This window comes from Microbacterium aquimaris (genome assembly GCF_039531285.1).
GTDB classification, from domain to species: domain Bacteria; phylum Actinomycetota; class Actinomycetes; order Actinomycetales; family Microbacteriaceae; genus Microbacterium; species Microbacterium aquimaris.
On the sequence record NZ_BAAAPT010000002.1, the window covers coordinates 688,690 to 703,633 of the forward strand.

Annotated in this window: 20 protein-coding genes; 9 read left to right on the plus strand and 11 right to left on the minus strand. The window is 67.5% G+C overall.

Annotation, left to right across the window (positions count from 1 at the left end):
• The first annotated feature begins 107 nt into the window (after positions 1-107).
• Entirely contained in the window at positions 108-764 is a 657-nt protein-coding gene (locus ABD204_RS12880; RefSeq protein ID WP_194424502.1) for a DedA family protein, read from the plus strand.
• A 57-nt stretch (positions 765-821) separates the two neighbouring features.
• On the opposite strand, the gene ABD204_RS12885 is transcribed toward ABD204_RS12880, so the two are convergent.
• Genes ABD204_RS12885 through ABD204_RS12900 form a run of 4 tightly spaced genes read right to left on the minus strand, consistent with a single transcriptional unit; the run spans position 822 to position 2,432 of the window.
• Positions 822-1,331: a pilus assembly protein TadG-related protein gene (locus ABD204_RS12885; protein WP_241747982.1), complete on the minus strand. Its 510-nt coding sequence runs from the start codon at positions 1,329-1,331 to the stop codon at positions 822-824.
• Positions 1,328-1,843, minus strand: a complete 516-nt coding sequence (locus ABD204_RS12890) for a TadE/TadG family type IV pilus assembly protein (RefSeq protein WP_194424501.1) — start codon at positions 1,841-1,843, stop codon at positions 1,328-1,330. Before ABD204_RS12890 ends, ABD204_RS12885 begins: the two co-directional genes overlap by 4 nt.
• Positions 1,818-2,207, minus strand: a complete 390-nt coding sequence (locus tag ABD204_RS12895; RefSeq protein ID WP_194424500.1) for a TadE/TadG family type IV pilus assembly protein — start codon at positions 2,205-2,207, stop codon at positions 1,818-1,820. Before ABD204_RS12895 ends, ABD204_RS12890 begins: the two co-directional genes overlap by 26 nt.
• 24 nt (positions 2,208-2,231) lie before the next feature.
• Complete coding sequence (locus ABD204_RS12900) at positions 2,232-2,432, minus strand: hypothetical protein (protein ID WP_194424499.1); 201 nt, start codon at positions 2,430-2,432, stop codon at positions 2,232-2,234.
• Positions 2,433-2,560: 128 nt separating this feature from the next.
• Here ABD204_RS12900 and ABD204_RS12905 point away from each other — a divergent pair, with 128 nt between their 5' ends.
• From ABD204_RS12905 to ABD204_RS12930, 6 genes are all read left to right on the plus strand, one after another.
• Positions 2,561-4,015, plus strand: a complete 1,455-nt coding sequence (locus tag ABD204_RS12905) for a recombinase family protein (RefSeq protein WP_194424498.1) — start codon at positions 2,561-2,563, stop codon at positions 4,013-4,015.
• The gene (locus ABD204_RS12910) at positions 4,012-4,329 is read left to right on the plus strand and encodes a hypothetical protein (protein ID WP_194424497.1); all 318 of its coding nucleotides are present in this window, start codon (positions 4,012-4,014) and stop codon (positions 4,327-4,329) included. The genes ABD204_RS12905 and ABD204_RS12910 overlap by 4 nt, the downstream gene beginning before the upstream one ends.
• Entirely contained in the window at positions 4,326-4,835 is a 510-nt protein-coding gene (locus ABD204_RS12915) for a hypothetical protein (RefSeq protein WP_194424496.1), read from the plus strand. Before ABD204_RS12910 ends, ABD204_RS12915 begins: the two co-directional genes overlap by 4 nt.
• A gap of 146 nt (positions 4,836-4,981) precedes the next feature.
• Positions 4,982-5,257, plus strand: a complete 276-nt coding sequence (locus ABD204_RS12920) for an excisionase family DNA-binding protein (RefSeq protein ID WP_194424495.1) — start codon at positions 4,982-4,984, stop codon at positions 5,255-5,257.
• 393 nt (positions 5,258-5,650) lie between these two features.
• Complete coding sequence (locus ABD204_RS12925) at positions 5,651-6,805, plus strand: AAA family ATPase (RefSeq protein WP_194424494.1); 1,155 nt, start codon at positions 5,651-5,653, stop codon at positions 6,803-6,805.
• Between the two features lie 449 nt (positions 6,806-7,254).
• Positions 7,255-7,497 (plus strand): hypothetical protein, encoded by a 243-nt coding sequence (locus tag ABD204_RS12930; RefSeq protein ID WP_194424493.1) that lies wholly within the window; start codon positions 7,255-7,257, stop codon positions 7,495-7,497.
• Between the two features lie 67 nt (positions 7,498-7,564).
• On the opposite strand, the gene ABD204_RS12935 is transcribed toward ABD204_RS12930, so the two are convergent.
• Positions 7,565-8,071 carry a hypothetical protein gene (locus ABD204_RS12935; RefSeq protein WP_194424492.1) on the minus strand — a complete coding sequence of 169 codons (507 nt, stop codon included), beginning with the start codon at positions 8,069-8,071 and terminating at the stop codon, positions 7,565-7,567.
• Positions 8,072-8,447: 376 nt separating this feature from the next.
• On the opposite strand from ABD204_RS12935, the gene ABD204_RS12940 reads away from it, so the two are divergent.
• Positions 8,448-9,647: a phage major capsid protein gene (locus ABD204_RS12940; RefSeq protein WP_194424491.1), complete on the plus strand. Its 1,200-nt coding sequence runs from the start codon at positions 8,448-8,450 to the stop codon at positions 9,645-9,647.
• A gap of 78 nt (positions 9,648-9,725) precedes the next feature.
• On the opposite strand, the gene ABD204_RS12945 is transcribed toward ABD204_RS12940, so the two are convergent.
• From ABD204_RS12945 to ABD204_RS12965, 6 genes are all read right to left on the minus strand, one after another.
• Positions 9,726-10,160, minus strand: coding sequence for a DUF6941 family protein (locus ABD204_RS12945; RefSeq protein ID WP_194424490.1), 435 nt, complete (start codon positions 10,158-10,160; stop codon positions 9,726-9,728).
• Positions 10,161-10,168: 8 nt separating this feature from the next.
• Positions 10,169-10,648 (minus strand): helix-turn-helix domain-containing protein, encoded by a 480-nt coding sequence (locus ABD204_RS14115; RefSeq protein ID WP_194424489.1) that lies wholly within the window; start codon positions 10,646-10,648, stop codon positions 10,169-10,171.
• Entirely contained in the window at positions 10,645-11,208 is a 564-nt protein-coding gene (locus tag ABD204_RS12950; protein ID WP_194424488.1) for a hypothetical protein, read from the minus strand. Before ABD204_RS12950 ends, ABD204_RS14115 begins: the two co-directional genes overlap by 4 nt.
• Before the next feature lie 108 nt (positions 11,209-11,316).
• Positions 11,317-12,273 carry a type II secretion system F family protein gene (locus tag ABD204_RS12955; RefSeq protein WP_194424487.1) on the minus strand — a complete coding sequence of 319 codons (957 nt, stop codon included), beginning with the start codon at positions 12,271-12,273 and terminating at the stop codon, positions 11,317-11,319.
• On the minus strand, positions 12,270-13,124 hold the full coding sequence (locus tag ABD204_RS12960) for a type II secretion system F family protein (RefSeq protein WP_194424486.1): 855 nt from the start codon (positions 13,122-13,124) through the stop codon (positions 12,270-12,272). Before ABD204_RS12960 ends, ABD204_RS12955 begins: the two co-directional genes overlap by 4 nt.
• Positions 13,121-14,272 carry a TadA family conjugal transfer-associated ATPase gene (locus ABD204_RS12965; RefSeq protein WP_194424485.1) on the minus strand — a complete coding sequence of 384 codons (1,152 nt, stop codon included), beginning with the start codon at positions 14,270-14,272 and terminating at the stop codon, positions 13,121-13,123. The genes ABD204_RS12960 and ABD204_RS12965 overlap by 4 nt, the downstream gene beginning before the upstream one ends.
• Before the next feature lie 312 nt (positions 14,273-14,584).
• Here ABD204_RS12965 and ABD204_RS12970 point away from each other — a divergent pair, with 312 nt between their 5' ends.
• On the plus strand, positions 14,585-14,944 hold the full coding sequence (locus ABD204_RS12970) for a hypothetical protein (protein WP_194424484.1): 360 nt from the start codon (positions 14,585-14,587) through the stop codon (positions 14,942-14,944).

A 14,944-nucleotide genomic window follows, 5' to 3' on the forward strand; every position in this document is an offset into this window, starting at 1 on the left:
GCGCGGGGCCGCGGCGTCCGCGTCGCGGCCCCGTCCTCGGGCGACCACGGGGCGTCGATAGACTCGATCGACCCGCGCCTCCCGACCCGCGCGGGCGAGCAGGAGACATGTCCTCACTCGCGCTGATCCCCTGGCTCGACCCCGAGACGATCATCGACGCGGCAGGCCCCTGGGCGTTGCTCGTGGTCTGTGCGATCATCTTCGCCGAGACGGGGCTGCTCATCGGGTTCCTCTTCCCCGGAGACAGCCTGCTCATCATCTCGGGCCTGCTCACGAACACCGTCGACGTGTTCCACGTGAACATCTGGGTGGTGTGCTCGGCGATCGCGATCGCCGCGTTCATCGGCGGGCAGGTCGGGTACTACATCGGCCACCGCAGTGGTCCCGCCCTGTTCGAGCGGAAAGAGACCGGCCTGATCAGCCGGAAGAACGTCGAACGCACCAACGCGTTCTTCGACCGGTTCGGAGGCCTCGCGATCATCGTCGCCCGGTTCGTCCCCGTCGTGCGCACCTTCGCCCCGGTCGCCGCCGGCGTCGGGCACATGCCCCTCCGTGTCTACACGCTGTACAACTTCATCGGTGCGGTGCTGTGGGCCTTCAGCTTCACCCTGCTCGGATACGTCATCGCCTACATCCCGTGGGTCAGCGACTTCGTCACCCGGTACATCGATGTCATCCTCCTCGCCGTCGTCGCCGGCACCGCCGTCTTCGTCGGCATCCACTATCTGCGGGAGCGGCGCGCCGCAGCCCGGGTCGACGCGTAGGCGGAGCGCACGGGATCGAGCATCCCCGCACCGGGTGCGGCGCAGGACGAGCGCGTGTCAGCGCAGCACCGTGCGGCTGGTCGCGGTGGCTTCCAGGCGCACGCCATCCGGGACGAAGAGGGTCACGACCGGCGGATGCCACGCCGCGGCCACCGTCACGCGCGACGAGACACCATCCGGCGAAGCGGCCGACACGAGCACCGCATCGGTCCGCAACGCGTCAAGGAACGTCTCGGCCTGCTCGGACACCGCGGCGTCGGTCAGCTGCGCGGTGGGCTCACCGTCGACGGCCGTGAACACGAACCCGTCGGAACCGGCGAGCGCGGCCCCGTCCGCCAGCGCGTCCACGCGCTTCTGCGCGAGGTACAAGCTCGTGGCGTTCACGCACACGAGCACCACGACCAGCGCGAGCACGACATATCCCAGTGTCAGCGGCAGGATGCTCCCGTCCTCCCCCGTGGACGCATCCGCACCACGCCGCACCCACCGCGGGTGCGCAAACGCGCAGGCACCCGGGGTCATCCTTCGCCACCGCGGGTGCGCGAAGGCGCGGGCAGGCGCGGTCATCCTTCGCGCCATGTCCGGGAGACCTCCTGCGCCGAGGTCGCTTCGACCGGCACGGTGGCAAGACGGTCCAGCCCCAGGATGTCGGGCACCAGCGGCAGCGACACGGTCGCCGAAACCGTCACCACCACCAGCGCACCCGCCTGCGGACAGTCACCGGCCGGCCGGCAGTCCACGTCGATCGCCACGGCCCCCGGATCGATGCCGTACTCGGCCACAACGGAGTCCAGCACGCGGTGCGCGCGTTCGTCCGCGGCGCCGGTTCCGGTCGCGGTCGAGATCGCGCGGGCGATGTGACGGGCGGCGGCCTCGGTTCCGAGTGACTGATGTTGCACCAGCGACAGCGTGATCACCAGATACACCAACGGAACCAGCATGAGCAGCCCGACGACGATGAACTCCAACGCCGCCGACCCGGAATCGTCCTGTCCCAGGTGTCCGCGCACCCATGTGTGGCATCGGCGGATCCCCTCCGGCAACCGTCCCGGCTCAGTCGAAGCTCTCCAGCGGCGCATGGGCGGTCACCTCCATCGCTCCGGGGACCCCGAACAGCCCCGCCAGAGGGAGGGTCCCCCGCACGGTCACCGCGACCGCGGGGTGACCGAGATGGGAGGTCTGGGAGACGGCGACCTCGGCGGCGAATCCTTGCCCCACCGTGCGGTCGACGATCTCACGCGTGCGGGCGACCCCTTCTCCGAGCGTGGTGTCGGCGAGCGCGGCGCGGTGGGCGCCCTCGACCGCGGCATCGTGTACGACGTTGCGCACATACATCCCGACACCCAGTTGGAGCACGGCGAGGGTGAGTGCGGTCAGCAGCACGCCGACGAGCACGAACTCGACCGGCGCCGAACCCGTCTCGTCGGCGAGCACAGCCCGCATCCGCCGCCGCACAGCCCGCACGCGTCAGAAGCCCGAGACGCGATCGATCGCCTGCTCGAACAGCCCGGCCAATGCCGGTCCGGCGAGCGCCCAGATCACGACCACCAATCCGGCGGTCATGAGGGTGATCAGCACCCAGCCGGGCACGTCACCGGTGTCGTCATCGAGCGTGTCGACCAGGCGCGCATGCAGCGCCGTCTCGAACCGACTCCAGATTCGCAGCATCCGATTCTCCTTCTGTGTCATCCGACCCCCAGCCGCAGCATGAGGATCCCGGGGAACACCGCGAACAGAACGCTCAGCGGCAGGATCAAGAAAACGAGCGGCACGAGCATCAGATATAGGGTCTTCTCATGACCAAGCGCGCCGCCCTGTACCTGCGTCAGTCGAAGGCAGACGACGAGGGGATCGAGCGTCAGCGCGATCGCACCACGGCGCTCTCTGCGGCGCGCGGGTGGACGATCGTCGAGACGTACGTCGACAACGACGTGTCAGCGTCAAAACCGCGCGGTTCGGCGACTGCTTGGGGGCGTTTGCTCTCTGCATCTGAGTCGATCGACGTTGTTATCGCGACGGACCTCGATCGCATAGCGAGATCGACCCGCGACCTGAACACGCTGATCGACCACAAGCTCGCGCTCGTGACCGTTGACGGCGAGATCGACCTCGCCTCGGCCGACGGTGAACTGCGCGCGAGCGTGCTTGCGTCGGTCGCGCGCTTTGAGGTGCGGCGCAAAGCTGAGCGTCAGCGTCGTGCAGGGGATCAGCGGGCAGCGTTGGGTAGGCCGACCTCACGCCCGGGCTATGGATACCGCCGCGTTGACCGTCGTGATGTCATCGATCAGGCCGAGGCTGCCGTGATCCGTGACGTCGCACGCCGCGCTCTAGAAGGCCACTCGATTCGCTCGATCACTGCCGATCTGAACCGGCGGGGCGTCCCTTCTCCGCGCACCGCCGAACAGGGGCGGACCGGCGAGTCCGTTGCACGGATCGAGTGGTCGTCGCCGACGCTCCGACAGCTTCTGTTGCGGCCCTCCCTGGCGGGGCTTCGCACCCACCGCGGAGAGGTGGTCGGTGAGTTCGACCCCGACTGGCACCCGTCGATCCTGGACCGGGACACTCACGATCGTCTCGTCGCGCTGTTCCGAAACCCGAGCCGCGAGTCCGGCGGCGTCGGAAAGCCGCCGAAGCATCTCCTCAGCGGGATCATTTACTGCGGTCGCTGCGAGGCTCAGCCGAACGCGGCCCCTGCGGTGATGCGACGCGCGAGCGGCAAGCTTGTGACCACCCGGGACGGTCGCACCAAGCGTCAGCCACCGTCGTACTTCTGCACGACCTGCTACAAGGTGCGTCGGAAGCAGGAGGACGTCGAGAGAGTGGTCGTCGGAACGCTTCTCCGACGGCTTCAACAGCCCGATGCGCTCGCGCTCTTCACCCGCGGCGATGACGCGGCGGCGAGCACCGCCCGGAACGCGATCGCTGCAATCGACGCACGCCTGTCCAACGCCGCGGACGCATACGCTGCGGGAGCGCTCGAACTCGGCCAGCTGACACGCATCACCGCACAGCTCCGGGAAGATCGCGCCACCCATGAAGCCGTCCTCGCTCGCTCACTTCCGACCGCGATCCCGACGGACATCGCTGGACCCGAAGTCGAAACGCGCTGGGATGCCCTCGGCCTGGATTCCCAGAGGGCGATTCTCCGCGCGGTGATGAGGGTGACTATCCTGCCGTCCGGGCCGGGGCGGGCATTCAACCCCGAGCTCGTTCGCATCGAATGGAAATCTCATGGAGAGGAAGGCTCGTGACCAACCACCCCGACCCGCGGCGTCCTCGCGTCACACGCGACGAGGCGCTTGAGGCCGCCGCGCGCGCGTGGATGGCCGTGACCTCTTGCTCGAACAGGGAACTCGACGCTGGCGCCGTGGCAAGGCGACGAACGTTCGCGCCTGGCATTGATTTGCTCACGACTCCCCGCACGAAGGGTGGGGATTCGGCGACCCTAATCCTGGAAGTGTGCCGCGACGTGACCGCGGGCGAGCTACGCGTGCTCGCGGAGCGCTACGAGAGATTCCCTGCCTGGTTGAGAGACCGCGCGGATGAGTTGGACGCGCAACCGTGAGCCCCGACCGATCGGCGCTCGAAGCCTTCGAGCCTGGAAGCGCGGCACATGCGGCGATGAGCGCGGCACTCGCGGCGAACGAGCGGCGACAGACCCCATCGTCCGGGGTGCGCACGCGCGCGGCGCTTGAAGCAAGGCTCGGACACCCAGTCGACGTGATCGTGATTCGGTGCTCGGGACACAGCGTCAACGGCAAGGTCAAGACCCCGCGTGCAGCGTACGCGGTGCGTCTTGACAGCGAGGGTGGGTGGGAGTTCGGTGGCACTCTCAGCGCCGCACTCGACCTGGACACGAACAGCGCGCGTTCCCCGTGGGCGAACGCCGTTCGCTCCGATAGCTACACGGCAAAGAGGGAGACCGGGCACGAGCGTGAGGTCATATCGTGCCCGGGCTGTCCGGACCGATTCGTGTTCAAGAACGGGGCCCGCATCGCCGCCGCGCTCGCATCGTTTCTCGAGGACGGCCAACACACAGTCACCCTGGCCGAGCTCCGCGACCGCTACTGACTGCCGCCCTATGCAAGGCTATGCAAGGCAATGCTGCTAATCTGAACTACGGCGGGCTCACCGCTCCGGTTACCTGCCGGTCACCCTAGGTAGTCCAAATCCCGGGACCTAGCAGCTCGGGTCATTTGTGCTACCTGGAGTAACCAATGACCGTTGAGCAGACCGCTCCCGTGTCCTCGCGCCGCCTCACGGGCTGGTGCACCATCTCGCAGGCTGCGTCCGCACTGGATGTCAGCCGCGACACAGTCCGTCGTTGGATCGTCAGCGGAGACCTGTACGCCGAGCGTCTTGGTCCGCGCCTCATCCGCGTTGACCTCGGCAGCGTCGAACGTGTGCCTCTCGGCCCGAGGTGCGAGACCGACCGCTCAGGCCGCGATGATCTCAACGAAGGCGACGCATTTCCCGCCGGAGCGGACGCATGACCGCCCGGGAGACGCTCGAGGCATACATCGATCGCGTCGTCGCCGAGGCTCCCCCTCTCTCCGATGCGCAGCGTGCCCACTTGGCGATGCTGCTCAGCGGTGGTGCCTCGTGAATGCCGAACGCCGCCCCGAGGGAGACGGAGCGGCGCGCAAGACTGCTGGTCGGCGGTCGCATCTCAGGGTAGTGGCGCGCGCGGACACGAGTCGGCGTCCGCGCTTCAGTGACGGGCTGCCCCGGGACTCCGCGGGTCGAGCGTGGACTAATCGCCCTGCGACGTGCGTCGAGGAGACGCCGGACAGCGCCTACAGCGATTCTTGCCCGCCGCCGCCGGGGTACTGGCGGGAGACCAAGCGTCTCCGCCGTGTTCACCGCGGCCTGTCGGGGGGTCAGTCGTGACCTGGGAACCGGTCGAGCTTGCCTGGATCGTTGATGAGGTCGCCGCAGGTATCGACGGGCGTCCTCGTCCGACAACCCTGACCCGTGCGGACGGCGCTGCACTGTTCTACCGCGGCAAGGTCAACGGGGTACACGGAGACTCCGGGTCAGGCAAGACCTGGGTCGCGCTCTTGGCGTGCGCGCAGGAGATCAACGCCGGACGCGCAGCGACCTACATCGACTATGAGGGCGACCCGCGGAGCACCATCGCGCGGTTGCTCGACCTCGGAGTCACAGCCGACGGCATTGTTCGGCGATTCATCTATACGCAGCCCGACACTCCCCTGACGGACGACGCTGAGCCCTTCCTGCAGATGCTGACCGACAACGAGGTGTCGCTGGTGGTGATCGACTCAGTCGGCGAGGGCATGTCGATCGAGGACGGCGATTCGAACGCCGACCGCGACGTCACACCGTGGTTCCGGAAGACTCCGCGCAGGATCTCCGACATCGGCCCCGCAGTGGTGGTGCTCGACCACAGCGGCAAGAGATCAGTGAACGAGCTCTCGCCTGCGGGCTCCCACCGCAAACGGGCAGCGATCAGTGGCGCGCAGTACCTCATCGAGACGCTGTCACCGTTCAGCCGCGAGCGCGCCGGGGCCGCGAAGCTCGTATGCGCGAAAGACCGGCACGGGCACTACACCGTCGGCCAGCGGGTCGCCACGCTGCACGTGACACCCGGGGACGACCTGCGGGTCACTCTCGCAGGGCCTGACCGGGCTGAGGAGGCAACAGACGGCGGGCATCGCCCCACGGTTCTCATGGGCCGCGTCAGCGACCTGTTGAGCAGCCAGGGGCCTTTGACCGGCGCGGGCGTCGAGAGCGGCGTCAGGGGCCGCCGTGACGCGGTCCGCCGGGCGCTGGATCTCCTCGTTGTCGAGGGCAACGTGACGCGCACCCCTGGTGCCCGCGGCGCGGTGATCCACACCCTCGTGACGCCTTTCGCGACCTCGCCCCAGCCCCGGGGCGAGATCATCTCGGGAGACCTCGACTGGCCGCCTGCGGCCGGGGCGAGGTCGAACGCGACAGACCCGCGGAATCCCGCGGGTGAGAGCGACCTCGCCCACCTCGCCCGACCTCGCCCCACCTCGCCCCGGGCGACGTCACCGTGACCTCGCCCCTCGCCCCACCCCTTAAGGGGTGGGCGAGGTCAGGCGAGGTGCCGCAGCAGCGCGACGAATCGTCGCACCGAAACGAACAATCACACCTACCGGAAGGACACACAGATGCATCCGAAAGACACGCTCGAACGCCAGGGCCACGAAGCCCTCTGGCTCGCACACGCCGCCCCCTACGCCGACGACACCAGCTGGCATGTCAAGGTCCGCAAGCTCACCACGAGGCATGTCGCCGACCTCGCCATGCTCGCCCTCGATGGATGGCAGCCGCGCATCGCCCCGCGCAGCGCGCGTTTCATCTCCATCACCCTCACGTGGGTAGGGGCGTCTGGATCGCAGGAATCCTCCTCCCCCGGAGCCTCCACCGTCAGTGACATATACCCCCCCCCCCGAACAGGGAGGCCCATCGCCTGCGCGCGTGCGCGCGCGCGAGGAGGTCGCTCGTGGCTAACGCACAGCAGACCGCGGGGGCGCTGATCTTCGGCACCGCGGACCGCGACATGAAGCAGATCGCCGCGGCGATCCGCGACTACCCCCGCGAGGGAAATCTGGCCCTGATGCTCGCCCTCGCCGAAACGGCCGCGCTCGCGCTGGAGCAGCTGCACGGCGACGACTGGCGGCAGGCGCTGTCGGTGGCGATGCTCGACGCCGAACTCGACGACATCGACCCGACCGGGACCACGTAAGCAGTCCCCACAACTGCGAAGGCCCGCCTCCAGATCCGGGGGCGGACCTTCGCTCGGGGACGGAGCGTTACGGGTTGATCTGGAGGACGTCGCCGGGGTTGATCTCCCAGGAGGGGTAGACGTCGTTGGCGACGGTCATCGTGATGTAGTCCACGCAGAAGCGCTCCCCGATCGCCTGGGGCGCGTCTCCCGCGGCGACGGTGTAAGTCTCAACGCCTCCGTCATCTCCGTAGGTCACGGTGCCTGCCGCGTACTCGGTCGCGCCCATGTCAGGGCGGGCGGACGGCTTGGGGTACCCCGCGTAACCGCCGACCTTCGCGAAGTCGTCGCAGCCAATCTCCCACGCGGCTGCCTGTAGCGGACTACGCGGCGTGGGCGATGCCTCTGGGGTCGTCTCTGCGTTCGGCCCCTTACCTGCCTGCGCATCGCTCGTCGCGACGGGTTCGGGGGCGTCAAAGATGGCCCAGCTGGACAGTTCGCCGTGGACCGATGCGACGGTGGGGACAGCGATCGCGGTGAGTCCGGCGACGACAACGGCAGAGGCCCCGAGGGCGATCTTCGTGGATTTCTGCATGCCCGCAACGGTACTTACGCGCTATCGATAAAGCCAGGCGCACCGATGTCGGAGACGGGTGTTAACCTGTGGGCACGTCGCGAGCAGCGTCGGGTTGAAGAACGAGGGCCGCCAGGTCAAGTTCGAGCTGCCCCACCCTTCAAGCGGCGAGTGAAGGCCGTCGGTCAAGCCGTCGCCGAGAACGAGGAGCCCACGGGCCAAGTTCCCGCAGCGACCGCGTCAGCCCGTCCGCCTGAGCGAAAGCGCACCAACGCGACCACGACGAGACCCTGCGCGGGTAAGTCGGCCAGTCCCGTATCTGTGGTGCCGCTCAACCATTCACACACGCTCGCGAGGTCGCATCGACCCGAGCGCACCCACCCGGAAGGGCACACCCATGACCATCAAGGAACAGCTCGCCGAGCTGCAGAAATCCATGCGCACCATCGTCGACAACGTCAAAGCATCCGGCCGCGACTTCACCGACGCTGAGATGACCGACCTCGAAGTGAAAGCCGAACAGGCCCAGGAACTGAAGGGCAAGATCGAGCGGTCCGAGCAGGCAAAGTCGATCATGGACTCGATCGGCGGCCTGGAGCACAACAGCTACAACCCCCTAACCGGGGAGCCGAACCTCACGGGCAAGAAGGGGTGGGGCAAGAAGGCCGTCGATAGCCTCGCGACCCTCGCGTCCTCGTCCCCGCAGGGCGCGAAGTCGCTCGTATCGGGCACCGTCTCTGTACCCGCAATCCTCAGCCCGGACCTTGTCGAGGCGGCACCGCGCTCCCTCCTCGACCTCATCCCGGTCGCGAGTCCCCGCATCAGCGGCAGCGCCCGCCCCACCGACGGTGACAGCGTGGGCTTTGTTGGACGCAGCGCGGGTGACCAGATGGGCAATGTCTTCTCGTTCATCCGCCAGAGCGCCCGGACCAGCAACGCCGGGGCTGTGCCCGACGGTGCTGAGAAGCCGACTTCGACGTACACCTTCGGACCGGTCGAAGACACCTACCGGGTCTACGCCAACAAGACCGAGGACCTCCCCTGGCGCTACCTCGACGACTTCACCGCCCTGATCGACATACTCAGCGTCCAGCTCCGCGACGACACCCTCGCCGCGATCGAACGCGACGTGCTCTCCGGGGACGGCCTCGACGACCGCTTCACCGGCATCCTCGAAACCTCCGGGGTACAGGTTCAGGCATACACCGCCGACCTGCTGACCACCCTGTCGGCAGCGAAGTACAAGCTGCTCGCACACGACCGCAACCTCACTGGATGGGCATTCAACCCGCTCGACCTGCAGGCCCTCGAAATGCTCCGCGAGAACGGAGACAACGGAGCATTCCTGTTCAAGTCGCGCGCGGACATCGAAGGCTTCCTCGGCGGCCCCGTCGTCACCTCCCTCGGCCTCCCCACAGGCCGGGCGATGGCCGCGGACTGGAACCAGGCCGAACTGCTGCCTGTCGGCGACGACGCCCTCGTCTTCGACGGCAAAAACCGCACCGAGAACAACACCTTCCGGCTCATGTTCGAAGGCCGCTACGGACTCCGCGTCAAGAAGCCCTTCGACTTCGTGTCCGTCGACCTGATCCCCTGACTGTGGCCAGCCAACGGTCGCTCTGGCGAGGCTCGTCTCGCGACAGACCGACCGTTGGCTGTGCGCCGCGGGGTCGGGCTAGGTGTGGCTGTCAGAGTCGACCTTCTCCGCCAATTCCGCAAAGAGTCGAATGAAGGAGACTTCTTTCTCGCCGTCGTACAGCGTGAATCGATAGCGGCCCGGTGCCGGAATCATCAGGTTTGTTGTGTCGATCGGCATCGGAATGATTACAGAGGCACCCTGCGTTGTTTGCTCTCCGTATTCGGTGGTCTCAATCTCCACCCGGGAGGTCCTTCGAAAGTCCTCGACACCAACAGATTCGCCATCCTCGGTGGTCACTGCGAGCCGGACGTCAACGTCGGCAACACTTCCATCGAGGTCCACCTCAATCGCTAACGCCAATCTCAAGTCAAGCGATGTTGGATACGTGTCAGCTTCTACCACGTTGAACCCCCCGTCCACGACCGTCGTCAGACCTCCCCTAGTGGACGCGGCCGTCGCGAGATCGAACATGCGGACCCTCACGGAGCGACCAATCGCGCGCGAACGTTTCGACGCCGGTCAGCAGTCGGCTTCGGGGACGAAGGATCGATTGCATCGTGAAAGATTTGCGGGACCATACGGCGTTCACGTGTTTCAGTCGCAGCTATCGCCCCGCCAAAATCCGCGTCACGCATCGTGAGCTGCGCTAGTCGCGGAGCACGACGTTCGCGCATGGACAGAACCAGTTCGCCCCGCTCTATCGGGGCGAGTTCGACTTCATACCCGAGCACTCCCAAGTATTCCGCGAGAGTCTGGAGCGTGAGATTTCCTGTGCCCTTCAAGACCGAGTTCACGGCGCTTCGACGAACCCCCAGTCGTCTAGCAAGCTCAGCAGGTTTGACCTGATCTCGCTCCATCGCACCCTCAATCAACGCGAGGGCCCGAGAGCGCAGACGGCTCCCGCTGCGCAGCACTGACCGATCGATTGATTCGACCTTCTGAACTTCAGTCCGAGTCATGATGCGCGATCCTCCTTCTGAATACGTGCAGCCCTGTTCTTGTGTTTCGCGGGCAACCTGCCCTGCGCGGTCTTGGCTTTCGTCTTCTCCGCACAGTTGGTCACACGCACCGCCTTCTTATGTCTGCCATCCGCCTGAACAAAATAAAACAGGACGCGATCGGCAGCCGTCTTTATCTCCCATGTATCACCTTCGAGGTGCCGAAGCTCGCGTTTCGGTTCAAGATCTCCGTAGATACTGAGTCGTTCAAGTCGGTCGACAAGATCTTCGAATCGTTGCATGTCCGCTTTCGAGGTGCTCTCTGAAAGCGATTCGAGATAGCCCAACGCATGGTCCACCGCCAGTTGACTGTTGCAAAGTTCGACTGAGAGGGCTTGGCCGTCAGCAAGCAGCCACCGACCGCACTGCTCGCACGGCCTGTCGCCGCCACAATCAAATCGTACAGTCACCACTGTACTCCCCCAATCGACCATCCCGCCCCCCACTTCTCGAGTAACCATAGCGGCGCTCCGCCCCCAGCCTCCGTAGGCCGTCCCGCAGACGCTGGCGACGCTGGTCAAGACCCGAAGCATCCAAAGAGTGACGGCTTCAAGTCTCGGCGGCACAGGGTGAGTCATTTTGATTCGCCGACCATGAAGTCAATCGACGTAGCCTGCAAGTCGCATCACTCACCAGGCGTCATACGCGGCCGCAGGTGGCATCCTCGCGTATGACCTGCTCACAGCGCGTGGCTCTCGCACGGAAGTCTCCATTGAAGAAGATTCATAAGCCATCTTGCTGGGCACGAGCATGGCGATCTCCTTGCGCCCGGCGCTCTCGATGAGGGCGCGCTTGGCGTCCTCGCGGGCGTCGGATGCCTGCGCGTGGAGCACCTCGGCCAGCGGAGCTCCTCGGTCGATCGCCGCGACGAGCTGGTCGACGCTGCGACGCAGGGACGGCAGCTCGAGACGTCGCGACATCGCCGAAAGCGATTCGGTCAGCGACGACCCGGTGCCCACATCGACCACGACCACACGGATCTCGCCCGTCAGCTCGCCCGCACCCACCGAGGAGACACGACGGAGGGAGTCCAGGATCCCCTCTCCGGCCGACAGGCAGAGGGCGAGGAACTCCAGCACGGTGGGAACCTCTTCGCCGATGCGGGCGAGCCGTGCCGATGCCGCGCGCGAGAGCCGGAGGTCGCAGACGGAGAAAGCGAGGACGCCACCGATCGCCGGCAGCAGAACCGACGCGGCGCTCCCACGGCCCCAAAGGACCAGTGCCACGGCGAGCACGGCACCCACGGCAAGGCCCGCCACCGACCACGCAAGCTGACGGGCGCGGAACGCCGTCACATCGATCGGCAGGCCCGCCTGACGCAGGCGACGCTCGATCACCTCCGAAGCACCGAGGAGCCGGCCGAGCCCGTCGGCCACCCGGCGCGCGAGCGCGCCGGTGTCCCACGCCGGAACACCCGTGTCGACGATGACCCCTCGCGGGTCGATGACATCACGCACGTACGGTCCGATGCGACGCGACAGGCTCGGAGCCCCGAGCCGCGGCGTACGCGCCAGCAGCAGACACGCCCCCAGACCGAAGGCCGCGCCGAGCACGATCGCCACGGCCAGTTCGGTCGCGGCGGTCATGCGAACCACCGCCGCGGCTCCGGCAGACGCCCGAGACGGATCATGATCCGATAGGCCACGACCGACACAGCCGCACCGACCACGATCAGCACGACACCCTCCGGGCTCCCGTAAGCGCGCGCACCTTCGGGGCGTAGCGCGAGCAATCCGAGGATCACCCACGGGGCGGTGACCCCGAGCACGGCGGCGCCGCGCACCCACGACTGGCGCGCCTCGACCTCCGCGCGCAACGCGGCGTCCGCGCGCACCGACGCCGACAAGGCCCGCAGTACCGTCGTCAGCTCGGTCCCACCCACCTGCCGCGCCATGCGGAGGGTCTCCACGATGCGGTCCGCGACCGGGTCACCGAGGTTCTGCTTGAGTCGCGCCGCCGCGGAATCGAAATGACCCGACGCCGAGACGTCCCGTGCGAACACCACGAAGGCCGGGCGCAGCGAAACCGGCGCCGAATCGGCGAGCGCCGCGACCGCATCCGGCAGCGACATCCCGGCCCGCACGGAGGCGATGAGCAGATCGCACACGTCCGGCCACAGGCTCCGCCGTGCACGACGCAACCTCGTGCGGCGTGCGCGCAGGTACGCGAACGGCACGAACGCCGCCGCCACTGCCGCCACGAGGGCCAGCGCCGCGACCTCGGCGACCAGCCACGCGACCGCGGCGGCGATCACGGTACACAGGACGGCAACGGCCGCGACGCTCGTCGGGGCGACGCGCGCCAGGCCCGCACCCTCGAGCAGCGACGAGACCCGACCGACCGCCGCGACCTGGGCCTTCGGCCGCTCCGGCCACACCCAGGGCGAGATCACCAGGAGGAGACCCGCTGCGAGCAGCGCACCCCACACCCACGTCATCCGGCACCGCCCTCGGCGCGGAAGAGGGTGCGGGCGCGAATGCCTCGCTCATCGACACCGTCCGGCGCGATGATCTCGACGACCCGGCGGCGCCCGTCCGGCTCCCGGCGACAGTGCGCGACCAGGTGCACCGACGAGGCGACAGCGGGTTGGATGAATCCGGCGTCGATGTTGCGCCCGGCCAACAGCGGCAGCGCGGCGAGTTTGGTCAGCGCCTCGCGGGCCGAATTCGCGTGGACCGTCGCGGCACCGGGAACGCCGGTGTTCAGGGCGAGGACGAGGTCGAGCGCCTCCGCATCACGGACCTCCCCGACCACGAGTCGGTCGGGACGCATGCGAAGAGCCTCCTTGACCAAACGCCGCAGACTCACCTCCCCCGTGCCCTCCAGACTCGGCTGACGCCCTTGCAGCGACACGATGTCGGGCGCGTCGACGGCCAGCTCGAAGGTCTCCTCCACCGTCACGATGCGGGTCTCGGGTGTACAGGCGGCGATGATGGCACCGAGGAGGGTGGTCTTCCCGGCGTGGGTGGCGCCCGAGACGACGATGCTCCGCCCCGCGCGCACCGCGTCGAACAAGATCTCCGCCGCCTCCGGCGCGACCGAGCCCGACCGCACGAGCTCGCGCAGGTCCCGAAGCCGCGGCGAGAACTTGCGGATGTTGACCGCCCAATGACGTCGGGTGATGTCGGGGATCACCACGTGCAAGCGCGATCCGTCGGGCAAGGAGGCATCGACGAACGGCTGGGAGAGATCGACGCGACGACCGGTCGAATGCAACATCCGTTCCACGAGATCGCGCACGGCGGTGTCGGTCAGGGCCAACGGCACCCGCTCGGCGACACCGGCCCTGGCGATGTGGATGCTGTCGGGCGCGTTGATCCACAGCTCTTCGACGGTCGGATCATCGAGGAAGGACTGCAGCGCCCCGAATCCCGACACGCTCGCCAGGACCTGACGCACGCAGGCCGCTTCGTCATCGACCGGTCGCAGACCGCGCGCCAGGGCGAAATCGTTGTGGCGTCGCACCTCCGCCCGCGCGATCTGCACGGCCCGGTCCGGCTCGCGAGAAGGATCGGCCGCCTCACGTCGCAACCGATCACGGACGCGTTCGGCGACCGACACGGCGGGATCTGCGGCGATGGTCACGCGGGAATCCTCGCAAGTTCCATCGATCCGACGCGCTCGTTATCCACAGGACGGGCGAAATGGATCCACCGGACGGGCGAGAACGGAACCACCGGACGAGCGACAACGGAACCACAGGCCGGGCGACAGAGGATCCACAGGCAAGCGACCGCGGGGGGCGGGGGGCGCAGGGCGGGGACAGCATCTCCCCGCGGCGACCGCCCGCAGGGCCCGCGGCGATCTCATATCCGCGTCCGCATCGCGTCATAGGGAGCGCATAGCGAGCGCTTCCACACTCGAATCACCCACCCGACGGAACGAGGAGCCAGAGCCATGAGCGAACGAGCACGCGGACGACGCAAAGCGAGCCTGACCACCCTGATGCTCGGTGTCGCCGGCATCGTCGGCGCCGGCGCCACGGCGCTGGTGGTCGGCGACGCCTTCGTCACCGAAACGACCGCCGATGGCGCGACCACCGACACGTCCACGGTCGGGTCGAGCACCTCCGACGACACCTCGACCACCACGGAGACCGAGGCATCCGAATCCGCGTCCACGAGCACGACCGAAGCGGGCAGCGACAGCTCGACCGACGCCACCGCGGACGCCACGGAGGAGACCGAGAGCCAGGATTCCGGATCCGTCGCCTCGAGCTCCGCCTCGGAATCGTCCGCCACCTCGAGCGGATCGTGA

Coding starts and splice junctions, on each gene's coding strand:
- ABD204_RS12905 (WP_194424498.1), top strand. CDS start 2,561: ATGACCAAGCGCGCCGCCCTGTACCTGCGTCAGTCGAAGGCAGACGAC.
- ABD204_RS12960 (WP_194424486.1), bottom strand. CDS start 13,124: ATGACGTGGGTGTGGGGTGCGCTGCTCGCAGCGGGTCTCCTCCTGGTG.
- ABD204_RS12955 (WP_194424487.1), bottom strand. CDS start 12,273: ATGACCGCCGCGACCGAACTGGCCGTGGCGATCGTGCTCGGCGCGGCC.
- ABD204_RS14115 (WP_194424489.1), bottom strand. CDS start 10,648: ATGACTCGGACTGAAGTTCAGAAGGTCGAATCAATCGATCGGTCAGTG.
- ABD204_RS12885 (WP_241747982.1), bottom strand. CDS start 1,331: ATGACCGCGCCTGCCCGCGCCTTCGCGCACCCGCGGTGGCGAAGGATG.
- ABD204_RS12890 (WP_194424501.1), bottom strand. CDS start 1,843: ATGCGCCGCTGGAGAGCTTCGACTGAGCCGGGACGGTTGCCGGAGGGG.
- ABD204_RS12935 (WP_194424492.1), bottom strand. CDS start 8,071: ATGCAGAAATCCACGAAGATCGCCCTCGGGGCCTCTGCCGTTGTCGTC.
- ABD204_RS12920 (WP_194424495.1), top strand. CDS start 4,982: ATGACCGTTGAGCAGACCGCTCCCGTGTCCTCGCGCCGCCTCACGGGC.
- ABD204_RS12880 (WP_194424502.1), top strand. CDS start 108: ATGTCCTCACTCGCGCTGATCCCCTGGCTCGACCCCGAGACGATCATC.
- ABD204_RS12900 (WP_194424499.1), bottom strand. CDS start 2,432: ATGCTGCGAATCTGGAGTCGGTTCGAGACGGCGCTGCATGCGCGCCTG.
- ABD204_RS12945 (WP_194424490.1), bottom strand. CDS start 10,160: ATGTTCGATCTCGCGACGGCCGCGTCCACTAGGGGAGGTCTGACGACG.
- ABD204_RS12940 (WP_194424491.1), top strand. CDS start 8,448: ATGACCATCAAGGAACAGCTCGCCGAGCTGCAGAAATCCATGCGCACC.
- ABD204_RS12970 (WP_194424484.1), top strand. CDS start 14,585: ATGAGCGAACGAGCACGCGGACGACGCAAAGCGAGCCTGACCACCCTG.
- ABD204_RS12895 (WP_194424500.1), bottom strand. CDS start 2,207: ATGCGGGCTGTGCTCGCCGACGAGACGGGTTCGGCGCCGGTCGAGTTC.